The sequence below is a fragment of the Streptomyces sp. NPDC039465 genome (genome assembly GCF_055639315.1).
In genome coordinates this window covers 443,081-458,110 of record NZ_JBVKAP010000003.1, presented here as the reverse complement: position 1 = coordinate 458,110, position 15,030 = coordinate 443,081, and the positions used below count along the sequence as shown (strand labels likewise).

Below are 15,030 nucleotides of genomic sequence, written 5' to 3'. Positions count from 1 at the left end.
GGCCGAGGGGCGGCCCAGGGTCTCCCGTCGGCCATGGGCCTGGGGACGCGCTCAGCCGGACGGCGTGGCCAGCCCCATTTCGTAGGCGGTGATCACCAGCTGGACCCGGTCCCGGGCGCCCAGTTTGGTGAGCAGCCGTGACACGTGCGACTTGGCGGTGGCCACCGAGATGAAGAGGTCCTGCGCGATCTCGGTGTTCGACCGACCGCGCCCGATCAGGGTCAGCACTTCCCGTTCCCGCTCGGTGATGCCGTCGGCGGCCCGTGGGGAGCGCTCCGGGGCGGCCACGGGGCGCTCCACGAAGTCCGCGATCAGGCGGCGCGTGACACCCGGCGCGATCAGTGCGTCGCCGGCGGCGACCACGCGGATCGCCGCCAGGATGTCGTCCAGCGCCATGTCCTTGACGACGAAGCCGCTCGCGCCGGCCCGGAGTGCGCCGTAGACGTGGTCGTCCTCGTCGAAGGTGGTGAGGATCAGCACGCGGGCCGGCACCGGACCGGCGGTGATCCGGCGGGTGGCCTCGATCCCGTCCATGCCGGGCATCCGGATGTCCATCACCACGACGTCGGGGACGATGTCCCCGACCATCCGGACCGCCGCGGCGCCGGTGGCGGCCTCGCCCACGACCTCCAGGTCGGGGTGGTCGGCCATGATCACGCGCAGACCGGAGCGCACCAGCGGCTGGTCGTCGGCGACCAGGACACGTACGGGACCGTCGGTCATCGGGCCTCCACCGAAATGCCGGCGGGGACGGGCAGCGGCAGCCGCGCCGCCACCCGGAAGCCGCCCTCGGGCCGCGGACCGGCGCTGAGGTGGCCGTGCAGAAGGCCCACCCGCTCCCGCATACCGACGAGGCCGAAGCCGTGGTCCGAGCCGTCCCCGCTCGCGCCGCGCCCGTCGTCGACGACCTCCACGCACAGCTCCTCGTCCCCGTGGTCGATGGCCACCCGGCACCGCTCGGTGTCCGCGTGGCGGACCACGTTGGTCAAAGCCTCCTGCACGATGCGGTAGGCGGCCAGGTCGATCTCGGCCGGCAGAGGGCGCTGCTCCCCACTGCGACGCAGATCGACACGTACACCTGCCTCCGCGGTGGCCGCGGCCAGCCGTTCGATCTCCGCCAGGCCCGGCGAGGGCGTGAGCGGTGCCTGCTCCCAGGCCCCGGCGACCCGGTCTGTCTGACGGAGCGCCATCAGCGTGCGCCGCAGGCCCGAGAGGGTCTCTCTGCTGGTGACCTCGATGGCGCGCAGGGCCTCGCGGGCCTCCGCGGGCTGCGTCTGGATGACGCGGCTTCCCATCCCGGCCTGGATCGCGATGATGCCGATGCTGTGCGCGACCATGTCGTGCAACTCCCTTGCGATCCTCAGCCGTTCGGCGGTCACGGCCTCGGCCACCTCTTGCGCGCGCAGCGCCACGGCGTGTTCCCGGCGCTCGCGAGTCAGCAGACCGACCGTGCAGGAGGCGGCCATGGCCAGGAGCGCGATCACGCCGTTGACGGTCAGGTTCTCCCCGTGCGCGAAGCCACCGATCACGACGAGCTGTACGGCGAAGGACACGGCGACGGCGACGATCGAGGCTCGCCGCGTGCAGGTGGCGACGGTGAAGCCCAGGACGAGATCCACCGCCAGAAACGACAGGAACTGGCCCTGGTACGACACCGCCAGGCCCGCGTGGATGGAGTCGGGCGTGCCCACCACGACGGCGGTGGATCCGCACAGCGTCATGGCCAGCGCCAGCAGCGGCCTCCGTCGCAGCACGCCGACGAGCAGGGTGACGGCGAGCAGCGACCCGACGGCGTGGACCGTGCCCGGCGCCCGCGTCGCGAGACCCACGAGCAGCCCCAGCATGAAGAGGTACCCCACACCCCCCGCCCAGGCCATGACCTTCGTTCTCGCCGTCGGCGGTGTGCCCTTGCGGGGCCGGTCGCGCTGAGCGACCCGCGCAGGGACCAGGGGGGTCGGTGTGGCGTGCATCCCGCGACCCTAACCACCGGCCGCCGACGCGGCATCGGCCCGGGGACGTACGCCCACGGGCGAACCCGACCTGCGATCGAAGTCGACAACCTCACCAAGCGCTACGGCGACAAGACCGCCGTCCAGCACCTGTCCTTCTCCGTACGGCCGGGCCGGGTCACCGGATTCCTCGGCCTGGACGCGGCGCCGCAGGTCGGAGCCGCCCGCTCAGCGGGTCACCACCCGGGTGAACGCGCCGCCCCGGGCCAGCAAGGTCTCCCACGTGCCCTCCTCCACGACCCGGCCCGCCTCCAGGACCGCGATGCGGTCCGCGCGGCGGATCGTGGAGGGGCGGTGGGCGATCAGGAGGGTGGTGCGGGAGCGGGAGGCCGCGGCGAGGGCGGTCGAGAGGGTCGCGTCGCCCGCCGTGTCGAGGTTCGCGGTCGTCTCGTCGAGGACGAGGATCCTGGGGTCCGTCAGCAGGGCCCGGGCGAGGGCCACGCGGGCCCGCTGGCCGCCCGACAGTGTCGTGCCGCGCTCCCCGACCGGTGTGTCGTAGCCGTCCGGCAGCCCCGCCGCGATCGCGTCCACCCCGCACAGACGGGCCACCGCGGTGAAGTCCGCGGTCGGTTCGGCCAGTCGCAGGTTCTCCGCGAGGGTGCCGTGGAACAGCGGCGCGTCCTGGCCCACCACGGAGACCGTGCGCCGCATGTCCGCCTCGGACACCTGCCGCAGATCGACCGCGTCGCCCTCCTCGGGCAGGAGTTCCACCGTCCCGTCCGACGGGTCCCAGAAGCGGGCCACCAGGTGCGCGCAGGTCGACTTCCCGGCCCCGGACACCCCGACCAGCGCCACCGTCTCGCCCGGTCGCACGGTCAGGTCGAGGCCGTTCAGCACCTCCGTGCCGCCGTAGTCGAAGCGCACCCCGCGCAGCCGCAGGCCGAGCGGCCCGGCCGGCACGGCGCGGGGCGCGGCCGGTGGCGGCGCGCCCGCCGGGGCGCGGACCGCCGTGCCGACCCGGGCGGCGGCCGCTCGCAGCCCGCCCGCCTGTCCGAGGGCGGCGGCGGAGTCGGCGACCGGCGCGAGGCAGCCCAGCGCGAGCGCCATCGCGGCCGGGGCCCATGCCCCCTCCAGCGTCCGCGACGCCACCCAGACGACTCCGACGACGGCCACCACGACGAGCAGTTCGCGTGTCGAGGCCGCCCACGCCTCCCAGGAGTGCTCGGCCCGCTGGGCGTCGCCGAGCCGCCGCCCGTACGCCCGCAGCCGCTCGCGGCGCCGCTCCAGCGCCCCGAAGGTGAGCAGTTCGCGCAGCCCGTCGACGCTTTCGACGGCCTCGGCGGAGAGATCGGCCGCGGCGGCCCGGGTCCGGGCGCCGCGTACCGCCCGTCCCCGCCCGTCGAGCAGCGGCGCGAGGACGAGCAGCCCGGCGGTGGGCAGGACCGCGGCGAGCAGCCAGGGGTCGACGACCGCGAGGGCGACGGCCCCGGCGCCGAACACCGTGCCGGACGCGATGAGTTGGGCGACGGCGTGCGCGTAGAAGAATTCGAGCGCCTCGACGTCGCCGAGGGCGGCCGAGGCGAGGTCGCCGCTGCGCCGCCCGGCGATCCGGGCGGGCGCGCTGCGGGCGAGCCCGTCGAAGACGCGGACGCGCAGCTCGGCGAGAACGCGGTAGGCGAGGTCGTGGGAGAGGTCCATCTCGCGCCAGGTCGCGAGGGCCCGTACGAGGACGAGGGCGACGAGCACGGCGACCGTACCGGCCGAGGGGGCGGCGGAGTCGATGACGGCGGTGCCGACGGTGTGCGCGGCGAGGGTGACCAGGGCGACCAGTGCGGCCTGGTCGACGAGGGCGGCGCCCAGCGTCCGTACCGTCATCGCGCGGTGCGTGCCCAGCACGGGCAGCAGCGCCCGCAGAGCTCCCCTGTCGGGGCGGACGGCGCCCGGGGCGTCCGGGCGTATGGCGTCGGTGGTCACGCGGCTTCTCCTTCGGCGATCAGGTGGGCGTACAGCCCGCCGCGGCCCAGCAGCGCCGCGTGGTCGCCGACAGCGTCGACCCGGCCCCGGTCGAGGACGACGATCCGGTCGGCGTGGCGTACGGAGGCGAGCCGGTGGGCGACGACCAGGCAGGTGCGGCCCCGGGCCGCGGTGAGCAGTTCGCGCCCGATGCGGGCCTCGCGCCGTTCGTCGACGGCGCTGGTCGCCTCGTCGAGGACGAGGACGGGCGCGTCGGCGAGGAGGGCCCGGGCGAGGGCGAGGCGCTGGCGCTGGCCGCCGGAGAGGGTGGCGCCGCGTTCGCCGATGACGGTGTCGTAGCCGTCCGGCAGCGCCTCGATCTCGTCGTGGACGCCGGCCGCGTGGGTCGCGGCGCGCAGTTCGGCGTCGGTGGCGCCCGGCCGGGCCAGGCGCAGGTTGTCGGCGACGGAGGCGTGGAAGAGGTACGTCTCCTGGGAGACGACCGCGATGCCGCGGCGCAGCGAGTCGAGGGTGTACGCGGCCCGGTCCCGGCCGTCGACGGTGATCCGGCCGCCGTCGGGGTCCCACTGACGCAGCAGCAGCCCGAGGAGGGTGGACTTGCCCGCGCCGGAGGGGCCGACGACGGCGGTGGTGCGGCCGGCTTCGGCGGTGAAGGTGATCCCGTCGACGGCGGGTGTGCTTGCCCCCTCGTGCTGGAAGCGGACGTCCTCGAAGCGGATTTCGGGTGCGCGGGTCCAGGTGGCGACGGTGGTGCCGGTGTCGGGGACGCCGCCGGTGGCGGTGCGCAGTTCGGCGATGCCGTCGGCGGCGGAGACGCCGAGGTAGCCGGAGTGCCATTCGCGGGAGAGGTCGCGGATGGGGCGGAAGCACTCGGAGGCCAGCATCAGGACGAGGTAGGTGCCGGTGGCGGTGGTCCGGCCGGAGGCGGCGGACGCGCAGGCGACCAGGGCGGCGGCGACGGTTCCGCCCTGGACCGCGAGGTCGGTGATGCCGGTGTCGACGAGGGAGACGCGGAGTTTGGCGACGGTGGCGCGGTGCAGGGCGGCGGACCGCTCTTCGAGGCGGGCGCGGGTGCGGGCGACCGCGCCGCTCGCCCGGAGGGCCGCCATGCCCTGGAGGGCCTCCAGATAGTCGGCGGAGAGCGCCTCGTACGCGCCCCAGTGCTCCTCTCCGCGCCGCGCGAGGAGCCGGTCCCACCAGCGCGGGGCGAAGAGGGCGAGGATCAGGGCGGGGGCGAGGGCGAGCAGCGCGTATGGCTCGACGAGGGCGACGGCGAGCAGGAGCAGCGGCGGTACGGCGCAGGTGAGGAGGGCTTGGGGGAGGTAGCGGGAGACGTACGCGTCGACGCCTTCGACGCCGTCGACGAGGGTGGCGCGGACGGCTCCCGCGCGGTCGTCGGCGCGGCGCGGCGGGCCGAGGGTGCCGAGCCGAGCGAGGAGGGTGTCGCGCAGTTCGGTGCGGACGCTCGCGCCGGCCCGGACCGCGACGCCCCGCTGCCACCGTACGAGCCCGGCGCGCAGGGCGACGGCGGCCAGGACTCCGCCGAGCGGCGCGGTGAGCCCTTCCGTGTCGCCGCGGGCGATCCGCGCGAGGGCGAGGGCGAGGAGGACGGCCTGCGCGAGATGGGTGAGCGTGACGGCGGCGAGGAGCCCGGTCGCCGCGAGCAGCGGGCGGTGGGCGGCACGGGCGGCGCGCATCAGCTCCGGGTGGAGCATCATGGGCGGTCTTCTCCTTCGGTACGGGGCTGGTGGCGCCCGAGGGCGAGCCCGTGGACGACGGGCGCGCGGCCGGGGGCGCCGCCGAGCGCGGCTCCGAGGTCGGCGCGCTGCCAGGCTCCGACCGGCCGGGAGGCGAGGCCCAGTTCCCCGGCGAGGGCCTGGGTGATCCCGACGGCGTAGCCGGCGCCGAGGTGGGCGCGCCGGATGTCGGATGCGGGGGCGTCGTCCGGGCATCCGTAGGCGAGCAGGACGGCCCCCGCGGTGGCGAGCCAGCCCTGCCCGGCGGCCCAGCGGGCGAGCGCGGGCCGCGCGTCGCCGGTGGCGAGGACGGTGAGGGGGGCGCGCGGCGGCCGCGGCTCGCGCCGTGCGGTGGCCGTGGTCGCGGGCAGTGCGGGCCCGCGCGGAGCGGTGTCGCCCTTGGCCAGGGCGAGGACGGCGGGTGTGGTGCCGCCGACGGCAACGCACCAGGGGACCTCGTCGGGTCCGGTGGCCCGGGCCGTGGCGAGCAGCCGCGCGAGGGTGGCGTACGGAGGGGTGCCGGTGAACCCGGGGGGTGCGCTGCGGCGTGATGTCACCGTGTACGTCACCTCTCCGGTGGCGCACGGCGACCAGCCGCCGGGGCCGGCGCCGCCTTCGGTGAGCCGGTCCAGGAGCGCCCAGGTGTCCGCGAGGACGGCCGGGACGCCGTGGTGTTCCGGTACGGGGGGTGTGCCGGGCCCGTACGCCGCCCAGCGCGACAGCGCGTCCGCCGGGGAGGGCGTCAACTGCACGGCGGCCAGGGCGTGTTCGGGCTCGCCGTCGGGGGTGAGCCCGGCCGCGGCGGCCAGCAGCCCGCCGTCCGCGTCCAGGTGCAGGGCGGTCGCGCCCGCGAGGGCCAGTGCCGCGGCGGCGTGGCCGGTGTCCAGCAGGACGAGGGGCCAGGCCCGGTGGCCGTAGTGGGAGACGGTTCGGCGGGCGGTGGCGGTGAGGACGGCGAGCGCTCCGGGCGGGGCGTCCGCCGGGACGCGTCCGCGCGGGCGGACCTGGTGGGCGACCGGGTCGTAGGCGTAGCGGCCGGGGGGCAGCGTGCCGCCGGGTCCGAGCAGCAGGTGCGTGTTGACGGGGTGCAGGGCCCCGGCCGACGCGGCCGGCCGCAGCCGGCCGCCCGCGAGGGAGTCGCGCAGCAGCCGGTCCAGCTCGGGCGGTACGGGCAGGGGCGCGCCGGGCCAGCGGGTGACCGCCCGCCCGGCGGGGATGTCCGGCCCGGGCACTTCGGCGGACCGGGCGCGGGTCAGTGCGTCGCGTACGTGCGATGTCATGCCACGCCCTCGGGGATGTGCGATGTCATGCCACGGCCTCATGGTTGTGCGATGTCATGCCACGGCCTCACATGTGCGGCGGCGGCGCGAGGGTGTAGTCGCCGGGTCCGGCCGGTGCGGTCTCCCGCCAGCCGCGGGTGCGGGCCGCGTCGGCGAAGCGGGGGCAGCCGAAGTAGCCGAAGGCGGCGGGGGCGTTGGGGACGAGGCCGGAGACGAGGACCCGGGCGACCCTGAGCGGCGTCTCGGCGACGTCCTCGGTCGTCAGGTCGAGGGTGATGACGCGGTGCCCGCCCGCGGCGAGCCGGGCGTCCAGGGCGGCACGGCTTCCGGGGGCGATCTCGCCGACGGGCACGGTGCCGAGGGCGGGGTCGGTGAAGCGCCGCGCGTACGGCGTCATGCGCGGGTCCAGCCACACCTGCACATGGGCGCCCAGGTCCCGGACGGCGGCGAAGTCCTCGCCGCAGTCGTCGAGGTAGCGGCGGTCGTGGCGATGGTCGAGGTAGAGGCCGCGGGCGAGCATCCCGGCGTCGATGGCCCGGAAGACCCAGCCGTCGGCGTCGACCGCGCCCTGGGTGAACACCCAGGTGTGGACGGCTTCCAGGACGGCCTTGCGGGCGGCTTCGGCGGGGTCGTACCGACAGGCGAATCCGGCGGCGTGGATGCCGCGCACGGGGTCGTGGACGAGCGCGGCCACGCAGGGTGCGAACTCGGAGGGCATCTCGACGATGTGCACGTCGAGCCCGCAGCCTTCGAGGTCGCGGTCGAGGCCGGGGACGGAGTGCGGGTCGATGCCGCGGGTGGGCCCGTCGAGGTGCCACCACAGTTCGAGGGCGTCGCGTTCGACGATTTCGAGGAGGCCGCGCTCGACGGCGTCGTCGAGGCCCTGCCCGGTGGCGATCCCGGCGTAGTTGAGGTGGTGGGTGCGGGGCAGCTCACGCAGGTCGCCCTGGCGCCAGTTGAGGTGGCTGAGGGCGACCGGCACCCAGCATTCCCGGCCGTCCTCGGTGGCGCGGGCCCACAGAGCGGGGGTGTCCGCCGTCAGCCGCCGGTAGGGGAAGCGCGGCCGCTCGTACTGCCAGTCGGCGTACGAGGGCAGGTCCCCGGGGCCGTACAACCGCGCTCCCTCGGCGAGGAGTTCGGCGGCGGTCGCGCGGCGCGGGGCGTCGGGGTGGCCGGGCGGGGGGAGCCGGTTGCCGCAGTACCGTTCGACGGCCTCGGCGATCGCGGCAATCCGGGCGCCCTCGGGGTCGCCGAAGGTGGTGCCGAGGGAGACGCGGTCGGCGGGCCAGGCGCCCAGCCGGCGGGCGTCGGAGACGTCGGCGGTCATGGCGGTGTAGCGCGGCGGGGCGCCGGTGGGGTGCGGGACGGGCTCGACGCCCCGTATCAGCCCGCAGACGGGGTCCACGAGCGCGTCGAGGGGCAGGACGCTGGTCAACTGAGGGTCTCCTGTACGGGATCGACGGACGGGACGCGGTGGACGACGGGGAGCAGCAGCGCGCTGCCGGCCGTCCGTACGGCCCGGCGCGAGGTGATCAGCCGGGTGGCGGCCACCGGGTCCTCGCCGGTGTGCGGGTTGCGGGCGTGCGCGGGGAAGTGGTGTCCGGCGACTTCGAGGCGCAGTCGGACCCCGGCGGTCAGCCGCCGCGCGAGGGTGCCGAGGGGGACGGTGAAGGGTCCGCCGTCGGCGGCCGTGCGGCGGACGACGCCCAGGGCGAGCGGCTCGGCCCGGCCGTCGGGGGTGAGGGCGACGAGCCGGGCGGCCCAGTCGGCGGACGGGGTGTCCGCGGTGGCGTCGAGGCGGAGTTCGGCGGGGCCGAGCAGGTCGAGCGGCCGGGGCAGGGGCGGGGTGACGAGCAGGCAGCGGTCCGGTTCGCCGTCCTCGGGCACGTCCAGCCGGTCGGAGCGTACGGGCCGCGCGGGGTCGGCGGTGAACTGGGCGCCGCGCACCAGCCGCAGCCCGGCACGGTCGCCGAACCGGTGGACGGTGGGCCGGTGGTGCCGCTCCTCCCCCACCGCGCACCAGTGGGCGCTGCCGCCGAGGGCGATCGCGGCCCGGGCGCCGGTGAGGGTGCCGGCGAGGGCGGCGCGCGCCCAGCGGGCGTACAGGTCACCCAGGTTGAGGTGGTGGGCGGGGTGGGCCTCGGGGGCGGGGGCCGCGGTGAGGGCGTGGCCCCAGGGGCCGAGGAGGAGACGGGCGGGGGCGGGCCAGTGCCGCCAGAGGGCGATGGTCTCCTCGCGGAACGGGTCGCGGCTGCCGCCGACCGCGAGCAGTGGGACGCGGGCCGCCGCGGTGGAGCGCAGCAGGCTGTCGGTGCGGGGCGCGGTCCAGAGGTCGGGCCAGGAGGGGAGGTCCAGGAGGTGGGCGACGGGGAGGCGTTCGTAGAGCCGCGGGTCCTCGGCGAGGGCCTTGGCGAGCGCGGTGCCGTCGGAGTCGGGCCGGTCGCCGTGGGTGGTCCACCAGCCGACGCGGGCGAGGAGCCGTTCGGGGCCGGTGGCCTCGCGGGCGGTCTCGGCGAGTCCGAGCGCGGGTACGGCGGCGATGACGGCGTCGGGGCCCGCGCCGCGGGTGCCGTCGGTGCTGTCGGTGTCGTCGGTGTCGTCGAGCGCGGTGACGAGTGCGCAGTACGCCGCGTACGAGGAGCCTACGGCGACGACACGTCCGTCGCTCCACTCCTGTGCGCGCACCCAGTGCAATGTGACCGTACCGTCGGCGGTTTCACCGTGGTACGGCTGCCAGGTCCCCTCGGAGCCGTGGCGTCCGCGGACGTCCTGGGCGAGGGCGGCGAAGCCGCGGGCGGCCCAGCCGCGCAGCTCGGAGCGGTGGTGACGGCGGTCGTACGGGGTGCGGATCACCACGGCCGGGTGCGGCCCGGGTCCGGCGGGCAGGCAGAGGTCGGTGGCGAGGCCGTCGATCCGTACGGTGCCGACCGCGTTCACCGGCGGGCCTGCGGCAGTGGTGCGACGCGGGGGACGGGCAGCACGGAGTGCACGGTGACGATGAGGTCGCGCAGGTCGATCCGGCGCAGCCGGCGCCGTACGGCGAGGTCGTCACCGGCGGCCCAGGCGAGGAGGTCCCCGGTCAGCAGGGCGGCGGTGAGCGCGGCGGACGCCGTGGTGTGGGCGGGGCCGGAGTCGGGGGTGCGGTGGCCGTCCCAGTAGGCGGCGAGTTCGCGGTGGGCGGGGGTGGCGGCGAGGCGGCGCAGCCGGACGTGGGCGGAGGTGACGTCGCCCGGCGCCAGAGACAGCGGTTCCAGCCAGGCGTGGCCGCCTTCGCGGTGGCAGCGCAGCCAGGCGGTGCCCTGGGCGGGCAGCCGGTCGGCGTCGTCCCAGAGCCCGTCCGGTACGGGCCCGTCGAGGCACCAGACCACCGCTGCCGGGGTTTCGGCGTCGTGGGTCGGCCACCCGGTCCGTACGTCGGCGCCGGCGTCGGCGGCGCACCGGGCGAGCGGCTCGGTGAGCACGGCGTCGCCGAGCAGGTGCACGGTCCGGCCGGCCAGGGGCGGTGCCGGTGTGTCCCGTACGGCGTATCCGGCGTCCTCGAACGCCCTGGCGAGTACGTCCAGTTCGGGGTCGGAGCCGGGGGGCGTGCCGCCGGTCAGCCGCGCGGCCAAGGCGTCCTCGGCCACGGCGCCGGTGTCCACCCGGAGGAACTCGCCCTCGGGCGTGCGGACGGCGCATCCCCCGCCGGGGACGGTGACGAGGGCGACGCCGGGGGCAAGACGGACGGTGGCCACGGGGCTCTCCTGAGGCGGTCGGGGCGGGGGAAGGGCTGGGGTGGGGGCTCGGGGGGAAGACGCAGCGGGCCCGCCCGGGAAGGCGATCCGGGCGGGCCCTCGGTCCGGTGGTGTCACCGGACCGGCTGGCGCCGGGGCTTACTTGGCGGCGTCGGCCTCGGGGGCCTCGACCGCGTCGTCGAAGGGGTTCTCGACGAGGGCGTTGGAGTGCGTCGCCGACAGGTGGGCGAGCTGGCCCTGCTCGGCGATCGGGCTGAACACCTTGTGCTGCTCCATGAGTTGCTCCATTCGTTTCGATGGATCGCGCCACCCGGCGGGCGGTGCACCACAGACATTAATGAATATGATTTTCATTTCGCAAGCCCTCGCCCACCCCCAGGGGGTGATCTGGGTAACACACCGGCCAGCCGCCCACCGGATCACGCCCCACCCGCCCCGCCACGCCGAGGACTTCGGCGAGCAGCGCGGGAGTGACCACCTCGACCGGCGGGCCGTCGGCGGCGATCTCACCGGCGCGCAGGGCGACGATGCGGTCGGCGAAGCGGGCGGCGTGACCGAGGTCGTGCAGGACCATCACGACGGTCAGACCGCGTTCCTCGCGCAGCCGCACCACGGTCTGCATCACTTCCAGCTGGTGTCGCAGGTCGAGATAGGTGGTCGGCTCGTCGAGCAGCAGGACGCGGGTGTCCTGGGCGAGCGCCATCGCGAGCCGTACCCGCTGGCGTTCACCGCCCGACAGCGCGTCCACCGGTCGGTCGACCCACTCCCCGACCCCCACGTCGGCCATGGCCCGCGCGCACACCCCGTCCTCGCCGTCCCGGGCCAGCCCGAGCATGCCGAGCGGGCCACGGGCCGCGTACCTTCCCTGCCGGACCAGTTGACGGACCGTCATGCCGGGCACGGCGGGCGCGGACTGGTGGAGGAGGGCCACTTTGCGGGCCGCGGCCCGGCGCGAGAGGCGCCCGAGGTCGTCGCCGTCGAGCAGGACCCGCCCGGCGGCCGGTTCGAGCAGCCCCGCGCAGAGCCGCAGCAAGGTGCTCTTGCCGCAGCCGTTGAGCCCGACGAGGGCGACCAGCTCCCCCGCCCCGATGCTCAGATCGATGCCCGTGAGAACGTCACGGCCCGGGTAGCCGAACCTGAGCCCTTCGGTACGGATCGTCCCCGCGGCGCGCTCCGCACCGGCGCCGGTACCCGCGCCGGTGTCCGTGTCCGTGTCCGTCTCCGTGCCGGCGCTGGTGTCCGCGTCCGCGCCGGTCGCCTCGCCCGTCCCGTCCGTCCCATCCGTCTCGGCTGTCTCGGCCGTCCTGCCCGACGCCACTGTCGTCTCCTTCATCGCTCTCGTCGCTCCCTCGAACTCGCCGCCTCTGTCGGCCTCATCGGTCGTCCGTCCTGCGCCGGGCCACGATCAGCAGCAGCGCCGCGCCCACGCAGGTGGTCAGCGCGCCGACCGGCACGCTCAGCCGGTCCATGTCCAGCGCCTCGGCCAGGACGCGCGAGGCCCACTGGGCCCCCGCGTCCGCCCCGCCGACCACGACCGCGCCGAGCAGGGCCGCGCCGGGCAGCGCCCCGCGCAGGTCCGCGCCGAACAGCGCGAGCGCCAGGTGCGGGACGAGCAGCCCGACGAAGCCGAGGGCGCCGACGGCCGACACGGCGCCGGCGGTGAGCGCCACCGCGCACACGAGCGCGGCCAGCCGGGCCCGCGTGGTGTGCAGTCCGGCCGCGGCGGCCTGTTCGTCGCCGCAGCGCAGCAGGGTCAGCGGCGCGGCCAGCAGGCAGGAGGCGACGGACCACACCGCCGCCCAGGGCCAGAGCAGATGCCAGTGCTCCCAGACCCGGCCCTCGGTGGAGCCGACGAGCCACTGCACGACACTGCCGAGTTCGCCGGGGGCGACGAGCAGCACCATCGCGGTGAGCCCGGAGAGCACCGCCGAGACGAGGACGCCGTGTACGGCGACATGTGACGGGTCACCCTGCTGCCGGCCGGTGAGCAGCCAGAGCAGTCCGGCCCCGGCGAAGCCGCCGAGGCAGGCGGCGGTCACCACGGCGGCCGGGGACTCCCAGCCCGCGAGCCCCAGTCCGGTCGCGGTCACCGCGCCGAGGACGGCGCCGGGGGTGACTCCGGTGACCTCGGGTCCGGCGAGCGGGTTGCGCAGCGCGGACTGCAGGACGGCACCGGCCAGGCCCAGACAGGCACCCGCCACGAGGGCCACCAGCGTGCGGGGCAGCCGGAGTTGGAGGACCACATGTCGAGCGGTCGCGTCGCCGCCACCGCGCAGGACCTCCCAGACGTCCGCCGCGTCCAGCGCGCGCCCGGCGACCAGCCCGGCGCACGCGATGAGCGGCACGGCCACCACGAGGAGGGCGAAGGCACCGCGTCGTACGGTCGCGTTCATCGCCTGGCCCCCGTCCGCAGCAGCGCCACTCCGGCCGGTACACCGAGCAGCGCCGTCCAGGCGCCGACCGGGGTCTCGACCGGGGCGAGGGCGAGTCTGGCCGGCAGATCGGCGAGGAGGACGATCAGCGCGCCCCACGCGGCCGACCAGGGCAGCCAGCCCACGGCGTCGGAGCCGGGCCGCAGCTTGCGCGCCAGGTGCGGGGCGAGGAAGCCGACCCAGGCGACCGGCCCGCAGACGGCGACGACCGGGGCGATGAGGACGACGGCGAGCGCCAGCGCGGCGAGCCGGGCGCGGTGCACCCGTACCCCCAGGGCCCGCGCGTCGTCGTCGCCGAGCCGCAGGACGCCGAGCACCGGCGCGCACAGCACCAGCGCCGGCAGCGCCGCCACCAGCCAGGGCCACAGTCCGGTGACGTCGTCCCACGTACGGGCGGAGAGACTGCCCAGGAGGTAGCGGTAGATGAGCTGGAGGTCGAGCTGGTCGGCGAGGACCATCAGGACGAGCAGCGCGGCCTGCAGGGCGGCGGCGACGGCGGCGCCGGTGAGCAGGACGGCGGAGGGGCTGCGGCCGAATCCGGCGGCGAGCAGCGTGAGGAGGCCGCCGAGCGCCGCTCCGGCCAGGGCGAGCAGCGGCTGCAGGGCGGCCGGCAGGGAGAGCGCGAGGACCAGCGGGGCCGCGACACCGAGCGCGGCCCCGCTGGAGACGCCGAGCATCTCGGGTACGGCGAGCGGATTGCGCAGCGCCTCCTGGAGGACCAGGCCCGCGGCGCCCAGACAGGCACCGGCGATGAGCGCCAACACCAGCCTGGGCAACCGCAGTTCGGTGACGATCACTCCGGCGAGGGCGTCGTCGGCCGGTCCGTGCAGCGGCAGGTACAGCGCACCCAGCGCGCCGGCCACCAGCATCGCACCGAACGCGCAGAGCTGTCGCGTCACTTGAGTGCGGCCGTGGCCTCGTCGAGGACGATGCCGAGCGACCTCGTACCGCGTCCCTTGGCCCAGACCTCGGCGTCCACCTCGTGGACCTTGCCGTTCTTGACGGCCGGGATCTTGCCCCACAGGGGGTTCTTGGCGAGCTTGTCGGAGAGCTTGCCGGAGGGCGGGCCGAAGGAGATCGTCTCGACGAAGAGCACGTCGACGTCGCGCGCGAGGATCTCCTCCATGCTGTAACTGCCTTCGACGCCGCGGCTCTTCCACGGGTAGTCGGCGATCTTCGGGAAGAGCCCGGCGGTGACGTCGGTGCCGGGGGTGGCGACGCCGAAGTTCTCGTCGCTGCCGAAGATGATCAGCGCGGTCTTGTCGCTGCGGTTGGTCTCGGCCTTGGCGAGCTTGGTACGGAAGGTCTTCTCGGCGGCCTCGCCCTGCTGGGTGCGGCCGGTGAGCGCGGCGAGGCCGCGCAGGTAGGCCACGCTGTCCTGCCAGTCGGCGGGCTGCAGCGGCCAGAAGACGGTGGCGCCCTTGAGGGCGGGGGCGAGCTTGCCGTGGGTGTCGCCGAGGCCGATGACGAGGTCGGGCCGGTGGGACAGGATCGCCTCGGCCTCCGGGCTGAGGAAGCCGCCCGGCACGACGGGGATCTTGGCGGCCTTCTCCTTGCCGAGGAACTTCTCGTGCGCCAGAAGCTTGGAGTTGGTGGCCACCGGCGTCATGCCCAGCTCGGCGAGCATGTCGTCGCAGAGGGCGACCAGGCAGACCACCCGCTGCGGCGGGGCCTTGGTGGTGACGGTGACGCCCTTGGCGTCGGTGATCGTACGGGCGGCCTTGATCGGCTTGACCGTCACGTCGGTTCTGGCGGCGGCCTTGTCTCCGGCTGCCTCCGTACCGGCGGTGGTGCCGCAGCCGACGAGCAGCGTCCCCATGACGGCGGCCGCGGCCCAGCGGCGCGCGGTCCTCAGCATCCTGCGCGACATATGTCTCTCTTTTTCCTTTGCATCCCCGAGGCGCGGACAGGCGTACGGAGGGCGC

13 protein-coding genes are annotated in these 15,030 nt (G+C 75.8%); all 13 read right to left on the bottom strand.

Annotated features, from left to right (window positions below; all coding sequences use genetic code 11):
- Nucleotides 1-51: 51 nt before the first annotated feature.
- Nucleotides 52-723: a response regulator gene (locus ACZ7LT_RS12535; protein WP_471235990.1), complete on the bottom strand. Its 672-nt coding sequence runs from the start codon at nt 721-723 to the stop codon at nt 52-54.
- Nucleotides 720-1,970, bottom strand: a complete 1,251-nt coding sequence (locus ACZ7LT_RS12530; protein ID WP_471235989.1) for an ATP-binding protein — start codon at nt 1,968-1,970, stop codon at nt 720-722. The genes ACZ7LT_RS12535 and ACZ7LT_RS12530 overlap by 4 nt, the downstream gene beginning before the upstream one ends.
- Nucleotides 1,971-2,177: 207 nt before the next feature.
- The gene (locus ACZ7LT_RS12525; protein ID WP_471236341.1) at nt 2,178-3,824 is read right to left on the bottom strand and encodes an ABC transporter ATP-binding protein; all 1,647 of its coding nucleotides are present in this window, start codon (nt 3,822-3,824) and stop codon (nt 2,178-2,180) included.
- Nucleotides 3,825-3,919: 95 nt separating this feature from the next.
- Entirely contained in the window at nt 3,920-5,641 is a 1,722-nt protein-coding gene (locus ACZ7LT_RS12520; protein ID WP_471235988.1) for an ABC transporter ATP-binding protein/permease, read from the bottom strand.
- Nucleotides 5,638-6,939 (bottom strand): hypothetical protein, encoded by a 1,302-nt coding sequence (locus ACZ7LT_RS12515; protein ID WP_471235987.1) that lies wholly within the window; start codon nt 6,937-6,939, stop codon nt 5,638-5,640. The genes ACZ7LT_RS12520 and ACZ7LT_RS12515 overlap by 4 nt, the downstream gene beginning before the upstream one ends.
- Nucleotides 6,940-7,006: 67 nt before the next feature.
- Nucleotides 7,007-8,374 carry a YcaO-like family protein gene (locus ACZ7LT_RS12510; RefSeq protein WP_471235986.1) on the bottom strand — a complete coding sequence of 456 codons (1,368 nt, stop codon included), beginning with the start codon at nt 8,372-8,374 and terminating at the stop codon, nt 7,007-7,009.
- The gene (locus ACZ7LT_RS12505) at nt 8,371-9,876 is read right to left on the bottom strand and encodes a CocE/NonD family hydrolase (RefSeq protein ID WP_471235985.1); all 1,506 of its coding nucleotides are present in this window, start codon (nt 9,874-9,876) and stop codon (nt 8,371-8,373) included. The genes ACZ7LT_RS12510 and ACZ7LT_RS12505 overlap by 4 nt, the downstream gene beginning before the upstream one ends.
- On the bottom strand, nt 9,873-10,673 hold the full coding sequence (locus ACZ7LT_RS12500; RefSeq protein WP_471235984.1) for a hypothetical protein: 801 nt from the start codon (nt 10,671-10,673) through the stop codon (nt 9,873-9,875). Before ACZ7LT_RS12500 ends, ACZ7LT_RS12505 begins: the two co-directional genes overlap by 4 nt.
- Before the next feature lie 138 nt (nt 10,674-10,811).
- Nucleotides 10,812-10,949, bottom strand: a complete 138-nt coding sequence (gene amiA, locus ACZ7LT_RS12495; RefSeq protein WP_471235983.1) for a streptamidine family RiPP — start codon at nt 10,947-10,949, stop codon at nt 10,812-10,814.
- 58 nt (nt 10,950-11,007) lie between these two features.
- Nucleotides 11,008-12,006: an ABC transporter ATP-binding protein gene (locus tag ACZ7LT_RS12490; RefSeq protein WP_471235982.1), complete on the bottom strand. Its 999-nt coding sequence runs from the start codon at nt 12,004-12,006 to the stop codon at nt 11,008-11,010.
- Between the two features lie 40 nt (nt 12,007-12,046).
- Nucleotides 12,047-13,066 (bottom strand): FecCD family ABC transporter permease, encoded by a 1,020-nt coding sequence (locus ACZ7LT_RS12485; RefSeq protein WP_471235981.1) that lies wholly within the window; start codon nt 13,064-13,066, stop codon nt 12,047-12,049.
- Nucleotides 13,063-13,974: a FecCD family ABC transporter permease gene (locus tag ACZ7LT_RS12480; protein WP_471236340.1), complete on the bottom strand. Its 912-nt coding sequence runs from the start codon at nt 13,972-13,974 to the stop codon at nt 13,063-13,065. Before ACZ7LT_RS12480 ends, ACZ7LT_RS12485 begins: the two co-directional genes overlap by 4 nt.
- Nucleotides 13,975-14,000: 26 nt before the next feature.
- Entirely contained in the window at nt 14,001-14,975 is a 975-nt protein-coding gene (locus tag ACZ7LT_RS12475) for an ABC transporter substrate-binding protein (RefSeq protein WP_471235980.1), read from the bottom strand.
- Nucleotides 14,976-15,030 lie beyond the last annotated feature (55 nt).

Bases quoted from the DNA above. Each gene is read 5' to 3' on its own strand.
- amiA (WP_471235983.1), bottom strand. From the start codon at position 10,949: ATGGAGCAGCACAAGGTGTTCAGCCCGATCGCCGAGCAGGGCCAGCTC.
- ACZ7LT_RS12485 (WP_471235981.1), bottom strand. From the start codon at position 13,066: ATGAACGCGACCGTACGACGCGGTGCCTTCGCCCTCCTCGTGGTGGCC.
- ACZ7LT_RS12475 (WP_471235980.1), bottom strand. From the start codon at position 14,975: ATGTCGCGCAGGATGCTGAGGACCGCGCGCCGCTGGGCCGCGGCCGCC.
- ACZ7LT_RS12490 (WP_471235982.1), bottom strand. From the start codon at position 12,006: ATGAAGGAGACGACAGTGGCGTCGGGCAGGACGGCCGAGACAGCCGAG.
- ACZ7LT_RS12515 (WP_471235987.1), bottom strand. From the start codon at position 6,939: ATGACATCGCACGTACGCGACGCACTGACCCGCGCCCGGTCCGCCGAA.
- ACZ7LT_RS12525 (WP_471236341.1), bottom strand. From the start codon at position 3,824: ATGACGGTACGGACGCTGGGCGCCGCCCTCGTCGACCAGGCCGCACTG.
- ACZ7LT_RS12535 (WP_471235990.1), bottom strand. From the start codon at position 723: ATGACCGACGGTCCCGTACGTGTCCTGGTCGCCGACGACCAGCCGCTG.
- ACZ7LT_RS12530 (WP_471235989.1), bottom strand. From the start codon at position 1,970: ATGCACGCCACACCGACCCCCCTGGTCCCTGCGCGGGTCGCTCAGCGC.
- ACZ7LT_RS12520 (WP_471235988.1), bottom strand. From the start codon at position 5,641: ATGATGCTCCACCCGGAGCTGATGCGCGCCGCCCGTGCCGCCCACCGC.
- ACZ7LT_RS12480 (WP_471236340.1), bottom strand. From the start codon at position 13,974: ATGCTGGTGGCCGGCGCGCTGGGTGCGCTGTACCTGCCGCTGCACGGA.